General features: G+C 60.2%; 14 protein-coding genes. 8 read left to right on the forward strand and 6 right to left on the reverse strand.

Translation table 11 applies throughout. From position 1 onward, the window contains the following. The first annotated feature begins 104 nt into the window (after positions 1 to 104). Positions 105 to 2,957: a S8 family peptidase gene (locus BLR44_RS13180; RefSeq protein ID WP_089682566.1), complete on the forward strand. Its 2,853-nt coding sequence runs from the start codon at positions 105 to 107 to the stop codon at positions 2,955 to 2,957. Positions 2,958 to 3,142: 185 nt separating this feature from the next. Further along, positions 3,143 to 3,856, forward strand: coding sequence for a histidine phosphatase family protein (locus BLR44_RS13185; protein ID WP_089682568.1), 714 nt, complete (start codon positions 3,143 to 3,145; stop codon positions 3,854 to 3,856). Positions 3,857 to 3,946: 90 nt separating this feature from the next. On the opposite strand, the gene BLR44_RS13190 is transcribed toward BLR44_RS13185, so the two are convergent. After that, positions 3,947 to 4,900, reverse strand: coding sequence for a Ppx/GppA phosphatase family protein (locus BLR44_RS13190; protein WP_089682570.1), 954 nt, complete (start codon positions 4,898 to 4,900; stop codon positions 3,947 to 3,949). A gap of 183 nt (positions 4,901 to 5,083) precedes the next feature. Here BLR44_RS13190 and BLR44_RS13195 point away from each other — a divergent pair, with 183 nt between their 5' ends. The 6 genes from BLR44_RS13195 (at position 5,084) to BLR44_RS13220 (ending at position 15,150) form a co-directional block, all read left to right on the forward strand. After that, on the forward strand, positions 5,084 to 6,640 hold the full coding sequence (locus tag BLR44_RS13195) for an acyl-CoA carboxylase subunit beta (RefSeq protein WP_089682571.1): 1,557 nt from the start codon (positions 5,084 to 5,086) through the stop codon (positions 6,638 to 6,640). A gap of 232 nt (positions 6,641 to 6,872) precedes the next feature. Further along, a complete protein-coding gene (locus tag BLR44_RS13200) occupies positions 6,873 to 7,415 on the forward strand; it encodes a sigma-70 family RNA polymerase sigma factor (RefSeq protein WP_089682574.1) in 543 nt (180 codons plus the stop codon). Positions 7,416 to 7,491: 76 nt separating this feature from the next. Then, positions 7,492 to 8,511, forward strand: coding sequence for a FecR domain-containing protein (locus BLR44_RS13205; RefSeq protein ID WP_089682576.1), 1,020 nt, complete (start codon positions 7,492 to 7,494; stop codon positions 8,509 to 8,511). A 109-nt stretch (positions 8,512 to 8,620) separates the two neighbouring features. Next, positions 8,621 to 12,094, forward strand: coding sequence for a SusC/RagA family TonB-linked outer membrane protein (locus tag BLR44_RS13210; RefSeq protein WP_089682578.1), 3,474 nt, complete (start codon positions 8,621 to 8,623; stop codon positions 12,092 to 12,094). A gap of 19 nt (positions 12,095 to 12,113) precedes the next feature. Then, positions 12,114 to 13,538, forward strand: a complete 1,425-nt coding sequence (locus BLR44_RS13215) for a SusD/RagB family nutrient-binding outer membrane lipoprotein (protein ID WP_089682579.1) — start codon at positions 12,114 to 12,116, stop codon at positions 13,536 to 13,538. A gap of 88 nt (positions 13,539 to 13,626) precedes the next feature. Next, on the forward strand, positions 13,627 to 15,150 hold the full coding sequence (locus BLR44_RS13220) for a calcineurin-like phosphoesterase C-terminal domain-containing protein (RefSeq protein WP_089682581.1): 1,524 nt from the start codon (positions 13,627 to 13,629) through the stop codon (positions 15,148 to 15,150). Positions 15,151 to 15,234: 84 nt separating this feature from the next. On the opposite strand, the gene BLR44_RS13225 is transcribed toward BLR44_RS13220, so the two are convergent. From BLR44_RS13225 to BLR44_RS13245, 5 genes are all read right to left on the reverse strand, one after another. Continuing rightward, positions 15,235 to 17,631 carry a glycoside hydrolase family 127 protein gene (locus BLR44_RS13225; protein WP_245706049.1) on the reverse strand — a complete coding sequence of 799 codons (2,397 nt, stop codon included), beginning with the start codon at positions 17,629 to 17,631 and terminating at the stop codon, positions 15,235 to 15,237. A 164-nt stretch (positions 17,632 to 17,795) separates the two neighbouring features. Further along, positions 17,796 to 19,418, reverse strand: a complete 1,623-nt coding sequence (locus tag BLR44_RS13230) for a RagB/SusD family nutrient uptake outer membrane protein (RefSeq protein ID WP_089682585.1) — start codon at positions 19,416 to 19,418, stop codon at positions 17,796 to 17,798. A gap of 18 nt (positions 19,419 to 19,436) precedes the next feature. Continuing rightward, positions 19,437 to 22,772, reverse strand: a complete 3,336-nt coding sequence (locus BLR44_RS13235) for a SusC/RagA family TonB-linked outer membrane protein (RefSeq protein WP_218127064.1) — start codon at positions 22,770 to 22,772, stop codon at positions 19,437 to 19,439. A gap of 27 nt (positions 22,773 to 22,799) precedes the next feature. After that, positions 22,800 to 23,819: a FecR family protein gene (locus BLR44_RS13240; protein ID WP_089682588.1), complete on the reverse strand. Its 1,020-nt coding sequence runs from the start codon at positions 23,817 to 23,819 to the stop codon at positions 22,800 to 22,802. A gap of 71 nt (positions 23,820 to 23,890) precedes the next feature. Next, on the reverse strand, positions 23,891 to 24,511 hold the full coding sequence (locus BLR44_RS13245; RefSeq protein ID WP_089682590.1) for an RNA polymerase sigma factor: 621 nt from the start codon (positions 24,509 to 24,511) through the stop codon (positions 23,891 to 23,893). Between the last annotated feature and the right edge of the window lie 109 nt (positions 24,512 to 24,620).

Genomic DNA, 24,620 nt, shown 5'->3' on the forward strand with positions numbered 1-24,620 from the left:
GGCACAAAAACGTTTGGTGCATGGTACGTGTTACTACCTTCCCTACGTTACCCTATAGGCCGGTAATCGGCCGACTGGTGTGCTCTTGATTTAACCCGTTTATTATGTTCCGATATGTTCCGCTATTCGGCGTGCTGTGGGCCTGGCTGGCCACCGCTGCGTACGCGCAAACCGACTACCAGCAACCGCACGCGCCTCAAACGATCGTCCTGAAAGTACGCCCCGAGTACCGCTACCTCTGCCGCGAAGACGGCATCGACGAGCCCGCGCTCAAAACGGTACTGGACGCGCTCCAGGCACAACCTCAGAAGATTTTCCCGCACCATAGCCCCCCCATCGCGACCCGATTGCAGGGCAGTACGGCGCAAAACCGTTACCGGAAGCAGGCTGATCTTTCGCTGATCTACGAAATTCATTACGACGCCTCCGTCCCCCTACCCCAGGCCATCAGCCGTGTGTTGCACACCGGTCGGGTAGAATACGCCGAGCCCTATTTTTACCATCGCACCCTGGAGGTTCCGAACGATCCGCTCCTGTCGAGCCAGCAGAGCGGTTACCTGAGTGCGGTTTCGGCTTACGACGGCTGGGACGTTTCGACCGGCGACACGACCGTGACCATCGCCATTGTCGACTCCGGCACCAAATGGGACCACCCCGACCTGATCGACAACCTGCAACTGAACTACGACGACCCCATCAACGGCGTAGATGACGACGGCGATGGCTACGTCGACAACTACCGCGGGTGGGACTTCGGCGGGTCCGATTACAACCGCGTTCAGGCCGACAACGACCCGGCCACCCGTACGCCCAGCACCAACCACGGCACGCACGTGGGCGGCATTGCCGCGGCCCGGACTGACAACGGCATCGGCGTTGCCGGCATGGGGTACAATTGCCGGTTTTTGCCGATCAAGTGTGCGTCCGATAACGATACGCGCGCGGGCGGCAGCGCTTACATTCAGTTTGGCTACCAGGGCATTGTGTACGCTGCCGACCACGGCGCCAACATCATCAACTGCTCGTGGGGTGGCCAGGGCTTTTCTTCGTTCGGGCAAGACATCGTCAATTACGTCACGTTCGGAAAAAACTGCCTGATCGTTGCGGCTGCCGGCAACGACGGCCTGGAGCAGGCTTTCTATCCGGCAGCGTACGATTACGTCCTGTCCGTAACGGCCACCAACAATACCGATCAGAAAGCTTCCTTTTCGAACTACCACGCCACGGTCGACATCAGCGCGCCGGGTGTGAGCCTGACCAGTACGATTCTGCAAAGCGACACGAACGGCTACGGCCGCAGCAGCGGCACGTCGATGGCGTCTCCGATGGTGGCCGGCGCGGCAGGCATCGTCAAAGCGGCGTTTCCCGACTACGATGCCATTCAGGTGGGCGAGCAGCTTCGCGTCACGGCCGACGCGGGGATCTACGACCTCAACCCGCAGTACGTAGACAAAATGGGCCACGGACGGCTGAACCTCTACCGTGCCCTGACGGAATCCAAGCCTTCGGTGCGCCAGCTGGGTTTGCGTGCCACCAACGAAGCGGGCAGCGAGTTTCTTTACAGCGGCGACGTTGTAACGTTGGACCTGGATTTTATCAATTTTCTGCGTGCCACAACGGCCGCCTGCCAGGTAACCCTCAGCAGTGCAGATCCTTACGTGCAGATTTTGTCGGACGAATCGACGCTGGGCATCATCGGGAGTGGCGAACTTGTGGACAACAGTGCCGCACCCTTCCAGATTGCACTCGACCCGACCACACCGCTGGAACGAGAAATTCAGTTTAAACTCACGTATACCGACCAGGGCTATCAAGACTACGAATACTTTACGCTGCTGGTCAACCAGACGTGGCTCGACATCGCCGTGAACCAGGTCAGCACGTCCATCACCAGCAACGGCCGCATCGGCTACCAATCCTACGGTCCCGGCAAAGGGCTGGGCTTTCAGTACAACGACACCGACATGCTCTACGAGATGGGCCTGATCATGGCCAACGCCCCGAACCGCGTGGCCAGTGCCGTTCGCGATTCCACCGGCATCGAACAGAATGACGACTTCATCCCCCGGGAGCTCATCAGCGTGCTCCCCTCCACGCGCTCGGACCTGGAGTTGGGCGGCAATTTCGACGATGGGCTCATCGACACCCTGCCACAACACCTGAACGTCAGCGTCGGCTACCGCAGCTTTGCTTGGTCGGAAGCGCCGGACGACAAATACGTGATCGTCGAGTACACCATCACGAACGATGGGAACGAAGCGTTGGAGCAATTTTACGCGGGCTTGTTCGCCGATTGGGATGTATCGTCACAGGGCCTGGACCGCGCTAACTGGGAAAGCGATCTGCAGGTCGGTTACGTGCGCGACGTGGCGGAAGAAGGAAAATTTGCGGCGATTCAACTTCTGTCTCCGGGCGAAGCCACCTACTACGCCATTACCAACGGTGATACCGGCACGGCGCCCTTGGGGGTGTACGACGGCTACTCGGAGCGCGAAAAGTACCTTTCGCTTTCTTCCGGCCAAACGTACCTCACTGCGGGCGGCACCGCCGGCGAAGACGTCTCGCACGTGGTAGGCTCCGGTCCCTTTTCGCTGGCCCCCGAAGCCTCGGTGACCGTGGCCTTTGCCTTGATCGGTGCCGACAACCTGACTGACCTGCGCCAGAGTGCTCAGGCAGCGCGCCAACGTTACACGCAAATTACGCCGGTAGCAACCACCCCGCCGGCCGATCAGTTCCGCCTTTACCCCAACCCGTCGGCGGGCACCGTGCAGGTCTACTGGCCTCAGGCCGCCGGACAAACCTTCTCGGCACAGGTGATGGACATCACAGGTCAGGAAGTTACGCGGCAGTCGCTGCGCAACGGGCAGGCGCTTCAGTTGCAAGTGCCGCCGGGTGTGTACATCCTGCGTGCCACTCACGGTGAGGCCATCGAAACCCGACGCCTGATCGTGCAGTAAATCGCATAAAATTCTCGTGCAAAAGGCCGTGCATCGCAAAGATGTACGGCCTTTTCTGTTAGACGGCGTAGCCAACGCCCACGCTGCACAGTACAGCACAACAAGGTTATTTCCGCGCAAATGCGTAACTCGTTACGCGGATCCCCCCGTACCCAATGTATAGTTTGCCCATTGACCCTTCTTCTATGTCCAAAACGACCCGCATCTTTCTGGTCCGCCACGGGGCCACCCTCTCCACCGCAGAATCTCGCTTTTCGGGCTCGGCCAACGTGCCCCTGTCCGACGAAGGACGCGAGCAGGCCCAGCGGCTGGCCTTCCGCCTTCGGAACGAAACCATTTCGGCCGTCTACTCCTCGCAACTCGGCAGGGCCATCGAAACAGCGCAGATCCTGGCCAAAACCCACAAACTTACCTTGCAGATCCGCGAAGGCTTGCAGGAAATTTCGCACGGCCACTGGGAAGGCATGACCCGAAAAGAAGTAGACGAGAAATATCCGGACGAAGCGGCAGCCTGGGAAGAAGACCCCTTCACCTACGCCCCGAAAGACGGCGAAACCGGCCTCGACGTCACGGCCCGGGCCCTGCCTACGGTGATGGACATCGTACGCAGCCATCCCGGCGAAAAGGTGCTGATCGTGTCGCATAAGGCCACCATCCGCCTGTTGCTCAGTTCGTTGCTGGGTTTCGAGCCCCGGCGCTACCGCGATGCCCTCGACCAGAGCCCGGCAGCCCTCAACATCATCGACTTTAAAGATCCGGTGCGGGCACGCCTCACGCTTTTCAACGATACGTCGCACTATGCCGAAACGGGGCTGGCCATTCCAGCCATTCCGAGCGATCGCCTGTCGCGCTGGTGGGATTCCGGTACCGATCCGCTGGGCCGTCCGGACGAAAAGTAGTCCACTGGCAAGTAAGAGCGTTCCCCCACTCGCTGCTAGTTACAAAGTGGGAAGGCGTTACGCAAGGCTTGCAGGCCGTAGATAGGGTGTTTAGACCATTTTACCGGCCAGCACCGCGGCCAGTAGCCCTTCTTTCAGGGCGAAGGTAGAGACGCGAATCCGGGTCAGGCCGTACCGCGACAACACAAACTGAATCAGGCAGGAAGCCACCACGATCATGTCGACGCGCATGTCGATCATCCCCGGAATGGCCAGCCGCTCTTCGCGGTTTTTCTCCAGCAGCTCCTGGTGGATCTGTCGGTAAACCGCCAGCGGAAGTTCGTACTCCGTCTGGTGTTCGGCGGCTTGCAGGCCGTTTTCCTGATAGTAGATGTCGCAAAACGTATCGAACGAACCCGACGAGCCCACCAGGGTCTGCGGTGCGTACTGATGCACGGCGTTGTGCAGTGGCAACAGTTGTTCGTCCAGGTAATCGAAGAGGCGCTGGACAGCAGCCGGCCCCAGGGGATCTTGTTGCCCGAAACGATCGAGGAGGCGCTGGGCCCCGATTTCGAAACTCTGTTTCCAGAAGATGCGCGCGTCGTTCCCGATGATGAACTCTACACTGCCCCCGCCAATGTCCATGATCAGGCTCGGCTCGTCGGCCAGCGGCAGGGCCAGCCGTACGCCTTCGTAGATGTAGGCGGCTTCCTGGTCGCCGTTAATGACGCGCACCTGAATGCCGGTTTCGGCCTTGATCCGGTCGACCAGTTCGCCGCCGTTTTTGGCACTGCGAACCGCGCTGGTGGCCGTGGCAAACACTCGCTCGGGCGAAACCTGCCAGTGCTGCAACCGCTCCGAAAACTGGCGCAGCGTGCCGAGTGCCCGCTCAAAAGCCGCCTCGGTCAAATAGCCGTTGGAAATTCCGCCGGAGCCGATTTTAACAAACCGCTTGTCGCGTTCCAGCATGCGGGGCGATTCGCCCGCGACCGGTTCGGCAATCAGCAGGTGAAACGTGTTGGTACCCATGTCGATGGCCCCCACACGCCGTGAAGCATCCTCCATAATTTGTGTCTTACCGCGCAAATATAGACGCTGGTCCGGAACCGGCGAACGTTCGGGCCGTTCTACACGCCTTGTTTCGGGTCAAAGCACGACTTTCACCAAAAGAACCGCCGCGCGGGCCGCCATAAGTCATTTATTAGGAATATTTTTACCGTCCTTTACCAACGCAACCCACACGTACGCATGAACGACACCCCCGCCCCCGACCGTTTTGCCGAGCTGAACCGTAAGAACGAAGAAGCCCTGCAGGGCGGTGGCCCCGACCGAATCGACGCGCAACACAAAAAAGGCAAGCTGACCGCCCGCGAACGGCTCCGCCTGCTGCTCGACGAAGGCTCGTTCGAAGAGATCGGCAAGTTTGTGATGCACCGCGCCAAAGATTTCGGGATGGACAAGCAGCACTTTCTGGGCGACGGGGTCGTGACGGGGTACGGCACCATCCACGGGCGACTGGTCTACGTCTTTTCGCAGGATTTCACCGTGTTTGGGGGGTCGCTCTCCGAATCGCACGCCGAAAAGATCGTGAAGATCATGGACCTGGCGATGAAAAACGGGGCACCCGTCATCGGCCTCAACGATTCGGGCGGGGCGCGCATTCAGGAAGGCGTGGTGTCGCTGGCGGGTTACGCCGACATTTTCTACCGCAACACGCTGGCGTCGGGCGTAGTGCCGCAGATTTCGGCGATCATGGGACCGTGTGCCGGCGGTGCGGTCTACTCTCCTGCCATCACCGATTTCATTCTGATGGTCGAACACTCGTCGTACATGTTTGTGACCGGCCCCAACGTGGTGAAGACCGTAACGCACGAAAACGTCACGGCCGAAGAACTCGGCGGCGCTTCCACCCACAGCACCAAAAGTGGCGTGACGCACTTTGCCTGCGCCAACGAAGTGGAGTGCATCGAATACATCAAAAAGCTGCTCAGCTACGTGCCGCAGAATTGCGAAGAAGAGGCGCCGATGCTACCCTATACACCCGGCGACGAAACGCGTCCGGCCCTGAACGACCTGGTGCCCCTCAACCCCAACCAACCCTACGACATGCGCGAAGTGGTAGACGGCATCGTCGACGAAGGAACATTTTTCGAAGTGCACCGCAATTTTGCCGAGAACATCATCGTGGGCTTTGCACGACTGGCCGGTCGCAGCATCGGCATTGTGGGAAACCAGCCCGCCGTGCTGGCCGGTGTGCTCGACATTCATTCCAGCACCAAAGCTGCCCGGTTCGTGCGTTTCTGCGATTCGTTCAACATTCCACTGCTGGTGCTGGAAGACGTGCCCGGTTTTCTGCCCGGCACCGATCAGGAGTGGAACGCCATCATCACCAACGGCGCGAAGCTGCTCTACGCCTTCAGCGAGGCCACCGTTCCGCGCGTCACCGTCATTACCCGCAAAGCCTACGGCGGAGCTTACGACGTGATGAACTCCAAGCACATCGGGGCAGACCTCAATTACGCCTGGCCCACCGCCGAAATCGCCGTGATGGGTGCCAAAGGAGCTGCCGAAATTATTTTCCGTCGGGAAATCGCCGCGGCCGACGATCCGGAGGCCAAGCTTCAGGAAAAGGTGGACGATTACACCGCCAAGTTTGCCAACCCGTACCGCGCCGCCCACCGGGGGTACATCGACGAGGTGATCAAACCGGAAGATACCCGACGTAAACTGATCCGCGCGTTCAAAATGTTGGAAAACAAGGTCGATACCCTGCCCAAAAAGAAACACGGGAACATTCCGCTGTAGCGCCTGGGTCTGCCCAACGTTCGAGGAAGGGAATGCTGCGTACGTGCGTCGGACTGCGGTCGGCCAACCGTACGGAGCTTGGCCCTGCGGGTTCTCCGCAGGAGTTAATGATTTGATAATACCCTACGGCAGCCTCTCCCCCCGATTCCTCCATAGCTTTGTCGTGTTGCCTTTTTGGTGGGGCTTACCGGTGACGTAGTCTGATCCGAGGCCCCGGTGTTCGTTGAATTTGATGCTACCGCACGACGCTACAGACTCTCCTCTCCTTGCCCGACTCCGTGCGGGTGAACAAGCTGCCCTGCAAACTCTTTTTACCCGGCACTACCGCCCGCTGTGCGACTTTGCCTGCCAGCTTACGAAAAGTCCTGACCTGGCCGAAGAGGTGGTCGCCGACATCTTTCTGATCCTCTGGCAAAAGCGCCGGGAGCTGGAAATTCATACGTCACTGCGCGCGTATCTGTACGTGGCGGTGCGCCGTCGGGCCTTGCAGGTCGTCAAGAAAGAACACGTCTGGGACGGTTTGGATGAATCGGTCGAGCACGCCGCAACCGAGCCGTTCAATCCGCTGGACGTGCTGCTGTTCCGTGAGTTGAACTACCGCATCGATCACCTGGTCGACCGTCTTCCCGACCCTGACCGCCTGATGCTGCGCCTCAAAATGTCCGGCCTTACGTACAAAGAGATCGCCGAGACGCTGGAGCTTTCGGTCAAAACCGTAGAGTACCGGCTGGCGAAATCGATCGAGCGCGTAAAGCGGGGCTACCAGCAGAAGTAAGCGGAGTTAACAATCCCTTAACCTTTTCCTAACGATTTCTTCCAGGGAAGTCCTGTGCCGTTCGCCTCTTTGAGGTGTGACGGAACATGAACTAGACCGGCTGCTGCGCTACGTACGGGGAACCGCCTCTCCGGCCGACCACCAATGGGTCGACGCCTGGCTGGCCGAACACCCCGACCACGCCACCTTTTTGCAGGAACTGGAACGCTACGGTCAGGACATTGCCCTGGATCAGGCCGCCTTCGAAGCGCCGACGCAGGCGTGGGAACGCCTCGCGCGGGAAATCGACGCCCAGGCCCCGTTTACAGCCCCGACTCCGCCACCCTCTCCTTCCCGCAAGCGCCCCCGCCGCGTCCTCGCCGTGCTGGCCAGCGGCTTGTTCCTCCTCGTGGTCGGAACGATTGCCTATCGATTCTGGCTGGCCGACACGACGGCGCCAGAGCACTGGATCGTCAAACAAACGGAACGGGGCGAACGCTCGGCGTTGCAGTTGCCCGACGGCAGCCGGGTCTACCTGAATGCCGAAAGCACGCTGGCCTACGAGAGCCACTTCGGCGAATCGGAGCGGACCGTCCGGTTACAGGGAGAAGCTTATTTCGACGTCAAGCCCGATCCGGATCGGCCGTTTCGGGTCATGACGAGTCGCGTGCAGGTGCAAGTATTAGGTACGTCGTTCGACGTGCGGGCCTATCCGCAGGCAGAAGAGGTAACGGTGGCCGTCACCACCGGAAAAGTGGACGTACGCGACTCACTGCAACAACCGCTCGATCAACTCCTCCCCGGTCAACGCCTGGCCTACATGCCCGCGACGGGGCAGGTTCGGCGGGATTCGGTGCGGGCCGACGAGGTGACGGCCTGGCAGGAGGGGAAATTGCGGCTGATCAACACGCCGCTCCCCGAGTTGGTGCAACAACTGGAACGCTGGTACGACGTGGACATCACGCTCGTGCAGGAGACGCCGCAGCCCTGCCGCTTCACCACAACCCTCGACCACCTGACCCTGACCCAAGCCCTTGATTTATTGAGTTTAACAACCCCCTTAACCTATGAGCAACATGGACGAACCCTAACCCTCCGGGTGGGACCATGTCTGTAAAAAAGCCAGGCCCGTTGCCGCGGACCTGGCTTGCTTCCGGCAGGTGGTTTCCACCCCCGTCAATTGCAATGAGTAACAACCCTAAAGGCCATTAACAACTGTGAAAAGTATGAAAAGTTTTTATCTCTTGCCGGGAGGCGGTGGAATTGCCCGCCGACGCACGGCCGGCTTTGCCCTCTGGACCCTCGTTTTATTCCTGGGGTCTACCCTGATGGTGCCCGCACAGGCGGGTGCGCAACCCGAACCAGAACTCCAAGCACAGGTGACCCTCCACGTGCAGAAGATCCGGTTGCAGGACGCCCTGACGCAACTGGAAACCCAGATTCCCTACACCTTTACGTACAACCATTCTTTGCTCGACCGGGTGCCGCCGGTCAGTCAGGACGTGACGAACGCGCCGCTGCACACCGTACTGGACGCCTTGCTGAAAAATACCGGCCTACAGTACCAGGTGGTGGGCACCTCGATCGCCATCGCTCCAAACCCCGACGCGGCCCCGGCCCGTTCGATTCAGGGCACGATCTACGACGAAAACGACCAACCCCTGCCGGGTGCCAACGTGCTGATCAAAGGCACGACGCAAGGCACCGTGACCGACGTCAACGGCCACTTCTCACTGACGCTGCCCGAGGGAGCCGACGTTTTGCTGGTGCGGTTCATCGGCTACCTGCCGCAGGAAGTGACAGTCGGGTCACGTCAAGAAATCGACATTACGCTGGAGCCCGACGTGGCGCAACTCAGCGAGGTGGTGGTGACGGCGCTAGGCATCGAGCGGGAAGAAAAAGCGCTGGGCTACGCCGTGCAGACGCTGGACAACCGCGACCTGACCGGCGCGATGTCGACCAACTGGGCCAACGCCCTGCAAGGCAAAGTACCAGGCCTGTCCCTCAGTTCGGCGGGAAGCGGGCCGCTGGGATCGCAACGGATCACGCTGCGCGGCGACGCCTCCCTGAACCTGGACAACAACCAGGCGCTGATCGTCCTTGACGGTGTGCCCCTCAACAACACGATCAACGGCACCGGCAGCACCGCCTACCTCCAGGGCGAGTCGCCCGTCGACTACGGCAACACCATCGGCGACCTGAACCCGGAAGACATCGCCAGCGTGTCGGTACTGAAAGGCCCCACGGCGGCCGCCCTCTACGGTTCGCGCGCGGCCAACGGTGCCATCATCATCACCACCAAATCGGGAAAACGCCAGGGCAAGGGCCTGGGCATCGCGTTCAACTCCAACACCAGTTTCGAAAATGTGCTGCGCTGGCCCGACTACCAGTACGAGTACGGACAAGGCACACCGGGACAAGACACCTGGTATTCGTACGGGGAAAGCGAGGACGGCCCGAACACCCGCAACACCAGCTCGACCTGGGGACCGCGCTTCGAGGGGCAATCGTACTTCCAGTACAATTCGCCGCAGGACGAAGAAGGCAACCGGCTGGAGCGGACGCCCTGGGTGGCCTATCCCGACAACCGCAAGGATTTCTTTCAGACCGGCGTCAACACCCTCAACAGCTTATCGGTGTTCGGTGGCAACGACCAGACGCAGGCCCGCCTCTCCCTCACGCATCTGAACAACCGCTGGATCGTGCCCAACACAGGGTATGAACGTGTCACTACGTCGTTTTCCCTGAACCACAACGTCTCGGAACGGCTGCAAATCCAGGCCAAGGCCAACTACGTGAACAAGCAGAGCGACAACCTGCCCACGGCGGGCTACAACAACCAGTCGCTGATGTACTTCATCATGTTTCAGTCGCCCAACGTCAACCTCGACTGGTACCAACCTTATTGGCTGCCCGGTCAGGAAGGGCTGGTGCAAAACGCCCCCTTCAGTGGGCTGATCGACAATCCCTACCTACAGGTGTACGAGATGCTTAACAAGATGCAGAAGCATAACTTCATCGGGAACCTGTCGGCGACGTATCACTTCACCGACGACCTGAGCCTGATGGTGCGTAGCGGCATCGACTTCGGAAACGACGAGCGGTCGCAGCAACGGCCCAAAAGCACCGAGAAATTCAAGGAAGGGATGTACCGTGAGCAGAAGTTCACCGACTACGAGATCAACTCCGACTTCCTGGCGCGGTATCACAAGCTGTTGTTCGACCGCCTCGACTTCTCCTTGTCGGCCGGGGGCAACCGCCGCTACACCTACCGCAGTTCGCTCCGCGCCTACGCCGACCGGCTCATTTTGCCGAACGTCTACAACCTGGCCAACAGCATGGACCCGCCCGTGGTGCGGTCGTCCTACGCCGAGCGCGCCATCAACAGCCTCTACGGCATGGCGCAATTTGCGCTCGACGAGAAACTGTTCCTCGACCTGACGGGCCGCAACGACTGGTCGAGCACTCTGCCTGCCGGCGGTAATTCGTACTTCTACCCGTCCGCCAGCCTGAGCGCCGTAGTCTCCGAGCTTCTGCCGTTGCCGCAAGCCATTTCGTTCGCCAAGGTGCGGGCCTCGTGGGCGCAGGTCGGCAACGACGCCGATCCGTACCAGTTGCGGAAGTACTACACCGCCAGCCAGTTCAGCGGCAGTTTCGAGAACCAAACGTTCATCCCCAATACGCAGCTCAAACCCGAAATCACCTCCAGCACCGAGTTCGGACTGGACATCCGCCTGTTGCGGGGACGGCTGGGGCTGGACGTGACGGCTTACCAGAACAACAGCCGCAACCAGATTCTGGAAGTACCGATCGACCGGGCGTCGGGCTACAACTACGCCGTGCTCAACGCCGGGCTCATCACCAACCGGGGGCTGGAAATCCAGTTCAACGCCACGCCGATCAAGACCGAGCGGTTCCGCTGGAACCTGACGGCCAACTGGGCCGCGAACCGCAACAAAGTGGTGCAACTGGCCGACGGCGTCGAAACCTTTATCCGCGCCGCGAGCATCGCCAACCGGGTCACCATCCAAGCCCGGCCCGGCGGCAGCATCTCCGACCTGTACGGGCTGGGCTACGAACGCGCCCCCGACGGGCAGATCGTGTACGACGAACAGGGCTATCCGCTGCTGACCCAGGAAGTAAAGAAACTCGGCAACGCCAACCCCGGTTTCCGGGCCGGACTCTACAACCAGTTCAAATGGGGAGCCTTTGGCCTCAGCGTGCTGGTCGACGGGCAGCGGGGCGGCGATGTCTACTCGCTGACGTACCAGACGGGCGCGTCGCAGGGGAAACTGACCAGCACGATTCCCGGCCGCTACGAGGGGCTAATCGGCGAAGGCGTTATTGCCAACGGCGACGGCACCTACCGCCCCAACGACATCGTTGCCGAAGAGATCGGCACGTACTACGGACGTCACTACAACCGCAACAACGTGGAGAGCAGCGTGTTCGACGCCTCGTTCCTGAAGGTGCGTGAAGCCCGCTTCGACTACACGATACCAGCGCAGATCACCCGCAAAATCCACGTCGAGAAGATCAACCTCGGGCTCTACGGCCGCAACCTGCTGCTGTTCACCTCCTTCCCGGCCTACGACCCGGAAGCAGCGACACTGAACGACGGCTCCATCGTGCCCGGCATCGAAACCGGCCAGTTTCCGTCCACCCGCACGATAGGCATCGACCTGAACATTACCCTGTAACCAAGAACCAACCAAGCGCATGAAACGCTATTTGATACTGACCCTGGCAGGAACGCTCGCGCTAACGACCTCCTGCAACGACCAGCTCACCGACATGAACCTGAACCCGAACGTGGTGGAAGAGGCCACGCCGGGCAGCCTGCTGACGCCGGTGCTGTACGAAGTGAAAGCCGCTACGCTGAGCCGCTCGCACCGCCTCAACAACGAACTGATGCAGGTCTCGGTGACCAAGATCGCCAACAACGACTTCCACCGCTACGAAATCCGCTCCAGCGAGTCGGATTACCTGTGGGACCGGCTCTACCGTCACTTGACCAACGTGGAAGACATCTACGACCGCGCCGTTGAGACCGAAAACGTGAACTACCAGGCCGTGGCCCTGACGCTCCGCACCTGGATTTTCTCGCTCCTCACCGACCTGTACGGTGACGTGCCGTACCGCGAGGCGACGCTGGGCTACAAGGAGCAGATTTTCCAGCCCAACTTCGATCCGCAACAGGACATTTACGCCGGAATGTTGCAGGACCTGGAAACGGCCAACCGGTTGTATGCGCCCGACGAAGGACTCGTGTACGGCGGGGATGTGCTCTACGACGGCGACGTGGCCAAATGGCAGAAATTTACCAACTCGCTGCGGTTGCGGCTGTTGCTGCGGGTCCTCGACAAGCCCGCATCGCAGGCCCGCGAAACCCTCGCCGCGATGGTCGCCAACCCGGCGCAGTACCCGATTTTTGAGAGCAACGACGACGCGGCCGTGATTCGCTACACCGAAACGGCACCCTACATCAATCCCTTCACCACGTACCGGAACTACGACTTCAACGGCGAGCGGGCTTACAGTGAATTCTTCCTAGCACACCTGACCGCGACGGACGATCCGCGCCTTCCGGTGTGGGCCACCCAACCCGAAGGCAGCTACACGGGCCTGCCCAGCGGCTATCCGGTAACGGCGACCGCCGAGATGAACACCATTGCGGCCTCCACCTACCAGCTCGACCTGAAAACGTCGCCGCTGTTGGGTGTGATCATGGGCTACCCGGAAGTGGCCTTTATTCTGGCAGAACTCGCGCAGCGCGACCTCATCCCCGCCGACGCCCAACCGCTCTACGAAACGGGCGTGGAGGCTTCGCTGGCCTACTGGGAGGTGGAAATGCTCAACGGGTTTCTGGCCAGGGAAGGCGTGGCCTACGACGGCACGCTCGAACAGATCATGCTACAGAAATACTACGCGCTGCTGTTCACCGACTTCCAGCAGTGGTTCGAACACCGCCGTACCGGCTTCCCGAAACTGCCCGTGGGCGAAGGCACACTCAACGGCGGGCAGATGCCCCGGCGGCTGCTCTATCCCGTTCTGGTGCAGTCAGTCAACGCGACGCACTACCAGGAGGCCTCCGAACGCATGGGAGGCGACGACGTGAATTCCCACATGTGGTGGGACCAGTAAACTCCTGTTTTGCATTTGCCTGTGGCCGGGCGGAGCCCACTCCCGTCCGGCCCTTTACCGATGGCTTCACATTCTCCCCTATTCTTCTATGTCTCACAATCGACGCTTTTTTCTCAAAACCCTGGGCCTGAGTAGCCTGGCGTTTCCGCTGGCCCCCGCCGTAGTCGCGGCCCCCGAACCCAAACTGCCGCAGGATGTGTCCGTCGTTCGCCTCAGTGGCCGCGTGCTTGCCAACGGGCAGGGCCTCGCCAACGTGGCGGTCACCGACGGCATCAACGTGGTGCGGACCGACGCCAAAGGACGCTACGCCTTCGACAGTCCGGCCACCGCCGAGTTTGTGTACCTCTCGGTGCCCCGCGGTTACGCCTTTCCGCACGAGCGGGGCATCGCTCGCTTCTACCGCCGTATCGAACCGAGCGGGGGGCAGAAACAGTTCAAAGCGGATTTTGAACTCGAACCCCTATCGGGCGACGACACCAACCACCATTTCATCGTGTGGGCCGATCCGCAAATCATTTCGAAAGAGGACGCTGCCCAGCTCAAAACCGTTTCGGCGCCTGACACCCGCGCACTGGTCGACAGCTACCCGCAGGGAACCCTGTTGCACGGCATCGGCTGCGGGGATCTGGTCTGGGACCACTTCGAACTGTTCGACGATTACCAGGAGGCCGTCGCGACGACGGGCATTCCGTTCTTTCAGGTGATCGGCAACCACGACATGGATTTGGAGGCCCGCACGGACGATCACTCCGCGAACACCTTCAAAGAGCGTTTCGGGCCGACCTACTATTCCTTCAACCGGGGCGAAGTCCACTACGTGGTGCTGGACGACGTCTTTTTCATCGGCGTCGCCAAACAGTACATCGGGTACCTGACGGAGCGACAACTGGCGTGGCTTGAACAGGACCTCGCCCACGTGCCGGAAGGTCACACGGTGGTGGTGTCGCTCCACATTCCGGCCAACACCGGACAGATCCGACGCAACAGCACGCGCGAAAAAATCGAGCCTTCGCTGGGTGGCACCGTGGCGAACCGCAAAGAACTGTACCGCCTGTTGCAACCCTACCGCGCGCACATCCTATCCGGCCATACGCACTTCAATGAAAAGGTATTAGACGAGGAACATGAAAACGTGATCGAGCACGTGCACGGCACGGTCTGTGGCGCGTGGTGGACCGGCCCGATTTGTTACGACGGCACGCCCAGCGGCTACGGCGTCTACGAAGTAAAGGGCGGCGACATCGCCTGGTTTTACAAGTCCGTGGGGCATGACAAAACCCACCAGTTGCGGCTCTACCCGGTGGGTGCAGTACCCGAAAAGCCCGACCACCTGGTGGCGAACGTCTGGAACTGGGACCCGCAGTGGAAAGTCGAGTGGGAGGAAGACGGGCAGGCCCGCGGTGAAATGACCCGGGAGCTGGGCTACGATCCGCTGTCGGTCGAGCTGCACCAAGGCGATCAGTTGCCGAAAAAACACGCGTGGGTCGACCCACAACTGACCGATCACCTGTTTTTCGCCCAGCCCTCTCCGAATGCCAAACACATCACCGTTCGTGCTACGGATCGGTTCGGGAACGTCTTCTCCGAGCACATAGCGTTACCGATGGGCTAAACGTCCATGCTTACGCACAAAAAGGGAGGGCGGTCTCGGACCACCCTCCCTTTTTGCTGTTACCTGCCGCCCGTTCATAACAGGCTAGTGGGCCCGGAGCAGGCGCACGTGGTAGATCCCCCCGGCCATCGAACCGGGATGGGCCGCGAATTTTACCACCAGGGTTTTGTCCGAAGCCGCCTGGATCAGCTCCGGCGGTAATGGATAATCGACGGTAAAAAACGTATCCCCCTGGCTGCCGTCCAGCGCCACGGTGGCCACCCGTGTTTCATTCACCAGAATGTCGAACTGACGGTCCCGGTCCTGTCCGGAGTAGGTCACGCGTAGCGCCGCGGCCTCCTGCTGTTTGTCTTTCAGAGCGTAGCTGAACCACCCTTTGGCATGCCGCCAGTGGCGATTGCGGTAGATGCCGCTCTCGGTGCGTTCGCCTTTGAAGAAGTGGTCGGATTCGGGTTGCTGTTCGCCGGGCGCCACCTGATCGATGGTAATGGCCTCCAGGGCTAGGCGGGCTTCTTCTTCCCGCTTGAGACGCGCCTGGATGGCTTTCAGTCCTTCCGGCGTGGTGTGTTGCCAGTAGAGCATGTAGCGGGCGTCGTGCAGCCGGAAAAACGGAATCAGTTCCAGGTTGGCAAACCGCTGCGGGTAGATCAGGTCCGGAGCCGTAAACGTGAGGGGCTTGCCCGGTACCGGCCGAATTTTGTCCACAAATTGCGCATCAGCGCTCACCAGCATCGGGGCTTCTTCCATCGGATAGAGCGGCCCGGCGGCGATGTGTCCCATGCGGCTGTCGTCGGCCTGCAAGCCGTCCAGTTCCTGGGTGCTGGTTTTCGCGGCCAGCACAATGGGGCCGTGCAGCACCGCGAAGTAATCGGAGCCGTCGGGCAGTTGCTCGACGTGGTTTTCCATCGGCAGCGTCACTTCTACCACATCGCCCTTCTTCCATTTCCGGTCAACGGCCACGTAGGTATCCGGCGCGGCCACCACGGGCACAGCTTTACCGTTCACGTTTACCTGCATGGCCCCCTTCGCGACCCAGGCCGGATAGCGCAAGCGCAGCGTAAAGCGGGTGGCCTTTTTGGGTTGGATCGTCAGCCGGGTCGTTTCTTCGTCGGGGAAGTTCGTCTGTTGCGTCAGCGTCACGCCTTTTTCAGCCCAAGTCAGTTCCGAAGGAATGAACAAATTCACAAACAAGTCCTGGTCGGTGTGGGCGTAGATCAGTTCGCCGTACTTGCCGTGATTTTCCAGCCCGGACCCGACGCAGCACCACATGCCTTCGGCGGGTTGGGAATAGACGCGGTAATGCTGCGGCCGCATCGGCGTGAAGTAGACAAACCCACCCCGCGTCGGATGCTGCGTGGACAGAATGTGGTTGTAGAGGGCACGCTCGTAATAGTCGAGGTACGACAGTGACCGGCTGGTCTGGTAGAGCATTTTCGAGAGGCGCAGCATGTTGTACGTATTGCACGACTCGGGCCCTTCGCGGTCGGTGATCATGGGTGTAAAATCGTCGGCGGGATGAAAATGTTCGCGCACGCTGTTGCCGCCAATCGTCACGGTACGGTGGTCGACCACCGTTTCCCAGAAAAACGCCGCGGCGTCGGCCCAGGAGGTGTCGCCGCCCACTTCGGCGATGCGCTTGAAGCCGATCACTTTCGGAATCTGCGTATTGGCGTGCATCCCCGTCAGCTGGTCTTTGTGCGCCAGCAGAGGCTCCAGCACCACCCGGTGCGAAAACCGGCGGGCCAGCGCCAAGTACTTCTCGTCGCCCGTCAGGGCAGCCACGTCGGCAAAGACTTCGTTCATGCCGCCGTGTTCCGATCTCAGCATGTCTTGCACCTGCGCGTCAGATAGCCCCGCCACCAAATTCAGGCTCCAGTCCGTCAGCCGGATCAGCATCGCTTTCGCCTCTTCGTTGCCGGCAATCAGGTACGCGTCGCGCAGCCCGGCGTACAGCTTGTGAAGGTTGTACCACGGCACCCACTTTCCGTTCAGCGAGAAACTGCCCGCATCAATATGGCCTTGGGCCACTTCCTGCCACATGGCCTTTCCCCCAGGCGTGCCACCGATGTACCCGTTACCGTTGGCGTCCTGACAGCGCTTCAATTCGCCAATCATGTAGTTCAGCCGGTCGCGGGCCTCCTGGTGTCCGTCGGCGGCCATTTGCGCCAGCGCCGTGAGGTAATGCCCCCCGATGTGACCGTCCAGCCCGGAGCCTTCCCAGTTGCCGTAGGTGTCTGCCTTGGGCGTCAGGCCCGCTTCGCGCAGGTACGGGGCCAGCAGGCGGTCCGGCTCCAGCGTCAGGATGTAGTCCAGGTCTACCTGTTCGGCCTGCCGGAACGGGCCGTCCAGCAACCGGACCGAAGCCAGGGGAAACAGGTCTACCGCCGGGGCTTGCGCGCACACCGACAGGCTACCTGCGCTCAAGGTCCAGGCCACGCCCAGCATACCGAGCGGACGCAAAAAAGTGTTACTAAAATTCATGGTGGATTTCGTCATAGTTCGGTAGCCGCGCCGGCTACGCTGGCATAACAAGGTTAAGCCCTTTTTTCGGGTCTGTCAACGCATCGGCTCCGCCCTAACGACGTCGGTAGTGCCTGGCGGAAGCCTCCCGTCCAAGCACTACCGACGTTGACCTGCCGACTTGCTCAGTAGCCGGGGTTCTGTTTCAGGTTGGAGTTTTTATTGATCTCGATCTGCGGAAGCGGGTACAGGGTCCGGTAATCGCCGTTGGGCTCGTGCGATAACCACGATTTCTCGGTGAAGACCCCGAAGCGGATCAGGTCCTGACGGCGATGCGCCTCTTCAAAAAACTCGTAGCCCAGTTCGTCTAACAGCCGCCCGTACGGAACGGACGCACCGCCCTCCTGGCTGGTGCCGTGCACATCGCGACGACCGTAGTCGTAGGTGCTGCCGCCCATCAGTTCCGCACCGGTGACCGCCGCTTTTTCCGGATGGGTACGGAAGCTCCGTTCCAGCACCGTGGTGACCAGCGCCGCCGCTTCGTCGGCACGGCCGGTCCGCAACAGACACTCCGCTTTCATCATCAGGATGTCAGCGTAGCGGAAAAACGGGAAGTCGTTTTTGAGAATGGCCCCACTGCCGTCTGCAATTTCAAATTTGCCCAGGCGCAAGCCGTGGTTGGCCTCCGACGTATCGACGGCCGGCAGCACGTTGACCAGGTTAAGCGGTTGCCCTTTCTGCGCACCGTTCTGCACGATCAACTGATCGCCGTTCGCGGAAAACTGCGGCCCGCGAATCCAGTTTTCCTTGAACCGATCGTCCAGCGTATCGAACGTGCTGATGAACTGCGGAATGGCACAAATGCCGCCCCACGGCGAATTTTGCAGGTTGTAAGTGGCCTGCATTTCCTGCGGCAGGGACTGCATGTGGTGGTCGAAGGCGTTCCAGTCGTCCCAGTACTGCACCAGGTACTTGTCGTCGTACACAAACGCCCAGATGATCTCTTTCGAGCCTTCGTTGTTCGTAACGAAGATGTTTTTTTGGTTGGCTTCCAGGCTGTACACGTTGGCGTTGATCACCGCATCGCACTGCGCGATGCACTCTTCCCAGCGGGACGTGCCGGTGTAGACCTCGGCGTTGAGGTAGAGCTTGGCCAGCAGCGTATGTGCGACCCACTGGTTCATGCGGCCGTAGGTAGACTGGTCGTTTTTCGGGCTCAGTTGCGCCAGGTTTTCGGTCACTTCGGTCACGATAAAATCGAATACCTCCTGGCGGGTATTTTGCGTCGGCAGGAAATCGGCCGGCACGTCGAACGACGTCACGATGGGCACGTTGCCGTACATGTCGCACAGCACCCAGTAGTACGACGCCCGCAGCACTTTCAGCTCGGCCAGCGCACTTTCCTTGAACGTACCGGTCGGAATCAGGTCGTTCTCGATCTGGTAGATCACCCGGTTGCAGGTCGTGATGCCGTTATAGGCCCGTTGCCAGCAGGTCGACACAATGGCGTCTTCCGACGTCCAGCTGTGGTAGTGGAACCGTCGGTAGCCGCCGTCGTCCACCCACCCCCACGGCCGTTTGGGAATGATCAGTTCGTCGGTACAGATCTCCTGCGCCCAGAAGTAGCTTTGCCACTTGTTGAACAGGTTCCGCCAGGGCACATACGCCGAGGCGATCAGCGACCCGATGTCGTCTTCTGCCGGCGTAAACTGCTCAGCAATGATGGTGTCGTAGCTTTCGTCTTTCAGGTCGGTACACCCGACCATGCACAGGAACAGACACAGCGTAAAGAGGGATATGGCTTTCATGGATGTGGCGGTAGAAGGTTAAAAGTTGAGGTTAACGCCCAGCGTGAAGGTGCGGGTGGTCGGGTACTTATCGCGGTTGTCGATGCCGGGGTCCAGCCCCGTCCAGCTCACTTCCGGATCGATGCCCTTGTAGCGCGTGATGATGAACGTGTTGAGCGTCGATACGTACACCCGTGCCGACCGAATGGCCTTCAGCTTGAGGTGGTCGAAATTGTACCCCAGCGTAATGTTGTCGATCTTCCAGAAGTCGCCGTCTTCCACGTAGTAGCTGTTGAATTCGAGCGGCACGTTTTTGTTGAGCACGGCTTTGCCGAAAATCGGATCGTAGGCCGATTTCAGGCGGTTGTACCGGTCGTCGCCGGTATTTTCGTAGTACATGCGCTGGAAGTTGATGATCTGGTAGGCAAACGAGCCGCGCATGGTCACGCTCAGGTCGAAGCTCTTGTAGCGGAAGGTGTTGTTCCACCCGGCGTGGTACTTCGGAATGCCGTTGCCGATGATCTGCTTGTCGTCGAAGCCGCGGTTGAAGTCGTTGTAGGGCACGCGCTCGCCCGATTTGGTTTCGTAGATCCAGTAGCCGTCGTCGGTCACATCCACCACCTTGTAGCCGTGGAAGTTGCCGATCCGCTCCCCGATTTCGACGATGTGCGTATGGGTCTGGATGGGAACGCCCGTGCCGCCGGCGGTGAAGTAATTCGACTCCAGCTTGTACAGGTCGTTCGACAGGCTGACGAGTTTGTTGGCGTTGGTAGAAAACAGGAACTGCGACGTCCAGGTAAAATGGTCGGTTTTGAAGGGTACCGTCGACAGGTTGACCTCCAACCCTTTGTTTTCCATGATGCCGACGTTGACCCGCGTCGAGGTGTAGATGTTGGGAGGACTGGGCACCTGGTAGTCGTACAGCAGGCCGTCGATGCGCCGCACGTAATAGTCGATGCTGCCGTAGATGCGGTCGTTCAACAGCCCATAATCCAATCCGACGTTAAACTCTTTTTTCTCTTCCCAGCGCAGGTTCGGGTTGGGGTTCTGCGACGGCACCAGCGAACGAATCCAGTTGCCGTTCACCAGAAAATAGTCGGCATAACTCAGCGTAGCAACGCCCAGAAAAGCGTCGCTCGGCGGGTTGCCGGTCACGCCATAGCCCGCCCGCAGCTTCAGGTTGTTCAGCGAAGAGAGGCCTCTCAGAAACGCTTCTTCGTTGACGCGCCACCCGACCGATACGGCCGGGAAGGTGCCCCAGGGCTTCTTGGTGCCGTACAGCTGGCTGGCGGCTTCGTGCCGCACGCTGGCCATCAGCAGGTATTTTTCCCGGAAACTGTAGGTGCTGCGACCAAAGAAACTGATCAGGTTGTTGGTACCCCGGCTGCTGCCCTGCGCGGCTTTGCCTTCGGTGAGGGCTTTTCCGGCCCCGATGTTGGCGTAGCCGAATGCATCGGTCGCGAAGTCGTAGTTCTGCATCCACATGTTCAGCCACTCGCTCTCCTGGTAGCCGTAGCCGGCCAGTGCCGTAAACTTGTGATCGCCGAAATTTTTGCGGTATTCGGCAATCAGCTCCAGAAACCGGTAGATGTTTTCGTCGGCTCCGACCGACGCGTAACCGTTGCGCCCGTCGCGGGTGGTGGAAACGTGGCGCTTGGTTTCGGCATAGCCCCGCGACTGGTTGTATTTGTCGTAGGCCATGTTGGCGTTCAGGCGTAGGCCGTTGAACGGAGTAAAGTTGATGCGGGCGTTGTAGCGGGTGTACTGCGTTTTGTTGCGTCCGTCGCTTTCGTAGAGCCGCGCCAGCGGGTTGTCGTAGTCGAAAATCCCCTCCTGAAACCAGTTTCCGTCTTCGTTGCGGGTCGGCGAGGTGGGGTTCTGGATCATCATCTGCCGGTAGGTCCAGCCGTTGAAGCTGAAGCCGTCGCCGGTGGTGGTGTAGGTATTCTGCCGGCCGATGATGCCCAGGTTCAGCGTGAGTTTGTCTTTGAACATCTGGTGCACCACGTCGATGCGGCCGTTGAACGTTTCGTTGTCCGACTTTTTGATGATGCCGTTAAACCCGCGGTAGTTGAAGTTGAGCAGGTAGTTGGTCTTGCTGGTGCCCCCCCGGAAAGTCAGGTTGTGGACCTGCGAAAAGGGCTTCTGCGTTGTCTCTTCGAACCAGTCGGTCGAATGCCCGTTGTCCCACGAAGCGTCGCGGATGCCCGACGCAATCTGCTGCCGGTAGTCATCGGCCGTGAGCATGTTCAGCCGGCGGGCGATGCGTTGCGTGCTCAGTTGAGTGCTGTATTCGACGGTGTTGATCTCCCCGCCACCTTCCTGGAACCGCTTGGTCGTGATCAGAATTACGCCGTTGTTTCCCCGGACGCCATAAATCGCAGCGGCCGAACCGTCTTTCAGCACGTCGATCGACTCGATGTCTTCGGGCGCGACGGTGTTCAGGTCGCCCGGAATGCCGTCGATCAGCACCAGCGGCGAGGTATTCGCCCCCAGAATGGTAGTATTGCCCCGCAACAGCACTGCGACGCCACTGGTCGGGTCACCACTCGACGAAGCGACCGTCAGGCCGGCCACTTTTCCCTGCAACAGTTGCCCGGCGTTTTTCACCGGCGCTTTGATGAACTCCCGCGACTTGACCGACGCGATGGAGCTGGTCACTTCCGCTTTTTCCTGCGTGCCGTAGCCGACTACCACCACTTCTTCCAGGGCTTTCACGTCCTCTTCCATGGTGAGGTCGAGCGTGCTGCGGCTGGCCACGGCTACTTCCTGCGTCAGGTACCCTACAGCACTGAACACCAGCGTGGCGGTTTCCGCTACGTTCAGCACGTAACGTCCTTCTACATCGGTGATGGTCCCGTTGGTCGTGCCCTTTTCCAGAACATTGACGCCGGGAATGCCCTCACCGTCGACATCCGTAATGCGGCCCGACACCGCAAGGGCGGTCGGCGCAAGCCGGCGAGGGGCCAGGGTCTGGACCTGGAGCTGGCGCATGGACGGAACGATTTGCCCGGCGCGGTGGGGCAAGTGGCCCTGGGGCGGGAGGGTCGCGTACAGCGCATAGTGCGTGTCGTCCAGTTTACGGTAGCTCAGACCGGCCTCTTGCATTACTTCGCTCATCACCTGGGGCAACGACCGGCTTTTCAGCTCCGGCAGCACCACTTTCTTTTGCTCGACCGCATCCATACGGTAGAGGAACTCCACCTGGTAGAAGTCTTCGATTTCCTGAAGCACCTGCGTCAGCTCGCGCTTGGCGGCACGTGCGGCCTCACCCTGCTGGCGGGCCGTCGCCAGCGCCAGGCTCTGCGCCTTTCCTGCGCACACAGGCGTAGCGGCCAACGCCAGGCAAATAGCGTGGTAGATTACTTTTTTCATAAATGTAGATTAGGCAGTTGTTTGTATCTAAGGATGCATAGGTCGAAAGACGATGCGTTGGTTGTCGTGTGCGATGTCCATCTGCGCCGAAACGCTCAGCGCTTCCAGCAACCGGTCCAGGTCGTCGAGCGGATAGCGGCCGCTGAGCCGAACCTGCGAGAGCGATTGGTCGGCAAACACCACCTGCTTGCCGAAGTGGTCTTCCAGCGTCATGGCAACTTCGCCCAGGGTTTTCTGATCCAGCACCAGCTGGCCCTGCTGCCAGGCGGAGATGTGTTCGGGCGCCTTCAACTGACGGCGCTCCAACTGACGGGTGTCGGGATGGTAGGCCACCTGATCGCCCGGTTGCAGCACGACTTCCTGTTCGGCCTCGGGGGCGTGCAACTCGAGACGAATGCGCCCTTCCTCCAGCGTTACCTCCGTCAGCCGGGCTCGTTTCTGGACGTTGAATTCCGTACCCAGCACTTCCACGTCCAGGTCGTCGGTGTGAACCACGAACTTGATGCCGCCGGCCGGGGTCGGTTGTTTGGCTACCTTGAAAAACGCTTCACCGTCCAGCCACACTTCACGGGCAGTGGCCTGCTGCCAGTCTTTGGTGTACCGCAGGCGCGAGTTGGCATTCAGCACGACGCGCGACCCATCGGGCAACACCACCTCCTGCCGTTCGCCGAAGGCGGTGGCCAGACGTTCGTAGGAGGTGTAGTCGATCCACCAAACGGCTCCGACGGCCGTCAGCAACACGACCATAGCCGCGGCAACTCGGTAGGCCCACCGGTGGGACGTTCGGCGCAGAGGGCGCATCTGAGGCGCGTTCGCCTGGAGCTGTGCCTGCAAGCGCCGCCAGTCGGCGTCGGTTTTCCGGGCATCGAACGCCGGCTTTTTAAACTGTGGTCCCCGCAGCAGCAGGGCGGCCGCCTCCACCACGGCACGCTGCTCCGGGTGGGCCGTCAGCCAACGCTCCCACTGCAACGCAGCCTGAGGGTCGTCGTCCAAAATCCATTGTTGGAAAGAGGGGTCGCGGAGAAGGTCTTCGGGCGTGTACTTCACGGGGTTCAGAGGGACGATATACCCCCATGATCCCGGCCCGGTCGTTTCATAACCAATCTTGAAAAAAAATTTTAGGCGAGCAGTACGCTCAGGAACGCCACCAGGGTCAGGTCGGCGATCTGCCGCAGGCGATCGTCTTTCCGCAGACGCTGGCAGGCCCGGTACAGGCAATTGAGCACGGGCTGGTACCCGATGCCCATAATCTCGCTGATCTGCGTACAGTTCAGCCCCTCGAAGTAGCGGAGGTAGATCACCTCCCGCTCCCGCGCAGACAGGTGGTTCAACGCCTGGGCCAGTACGCGCCGCTGTTCTTCGGCCCGCTCGGCATCCACCACCAACTCTTCCGGCGAAAACAGAGGTCCGTAGAACTCGTGCCCGATTTCCTGGTGCAGGAGGGAATGCCGCTGCTGGCGTTCCATCTTCTTCAACAGTTCGTGCCGCAACGCCTGAAACAGGTAAGCCTTCACTTTTCTGACTTCCACCAGCCGCGCGCGGCGTTGCCACAGGTTCAGGAAAACCACTTGCACGCAGTCGCGCGCCAGTTCTTCGTTGCCCGACAGGCGCGCGCCGTATTGGCACAGGTCCGCATGAAACGCCGTAAAAAGTTCCTTGAGCGCCGTTTCGTCTCCCTGACGAAGGCGGTTCCACTGCGTGGCAAAAAAATCCGAAGCGTCTGCAGTAACGGTGGACATGTGGTGGTAGGTTGGGCAGGCACTGCCAGCCACGTAAGGACAAGGTAATGGACCTGCCCCGTATTCCGCAACCCGGGACAGATGGATTGTTCAATATAGAAAGAATTTG

This window comes from Catalinimonas alkaloidigena (assembly GCF_900100765.1).
GTDB lineage: Bacteria > Bacteroidota > Bacteroidia > Cytophagales > Flexibacteraceae > Mooreia > Mooreia alkaloidigena.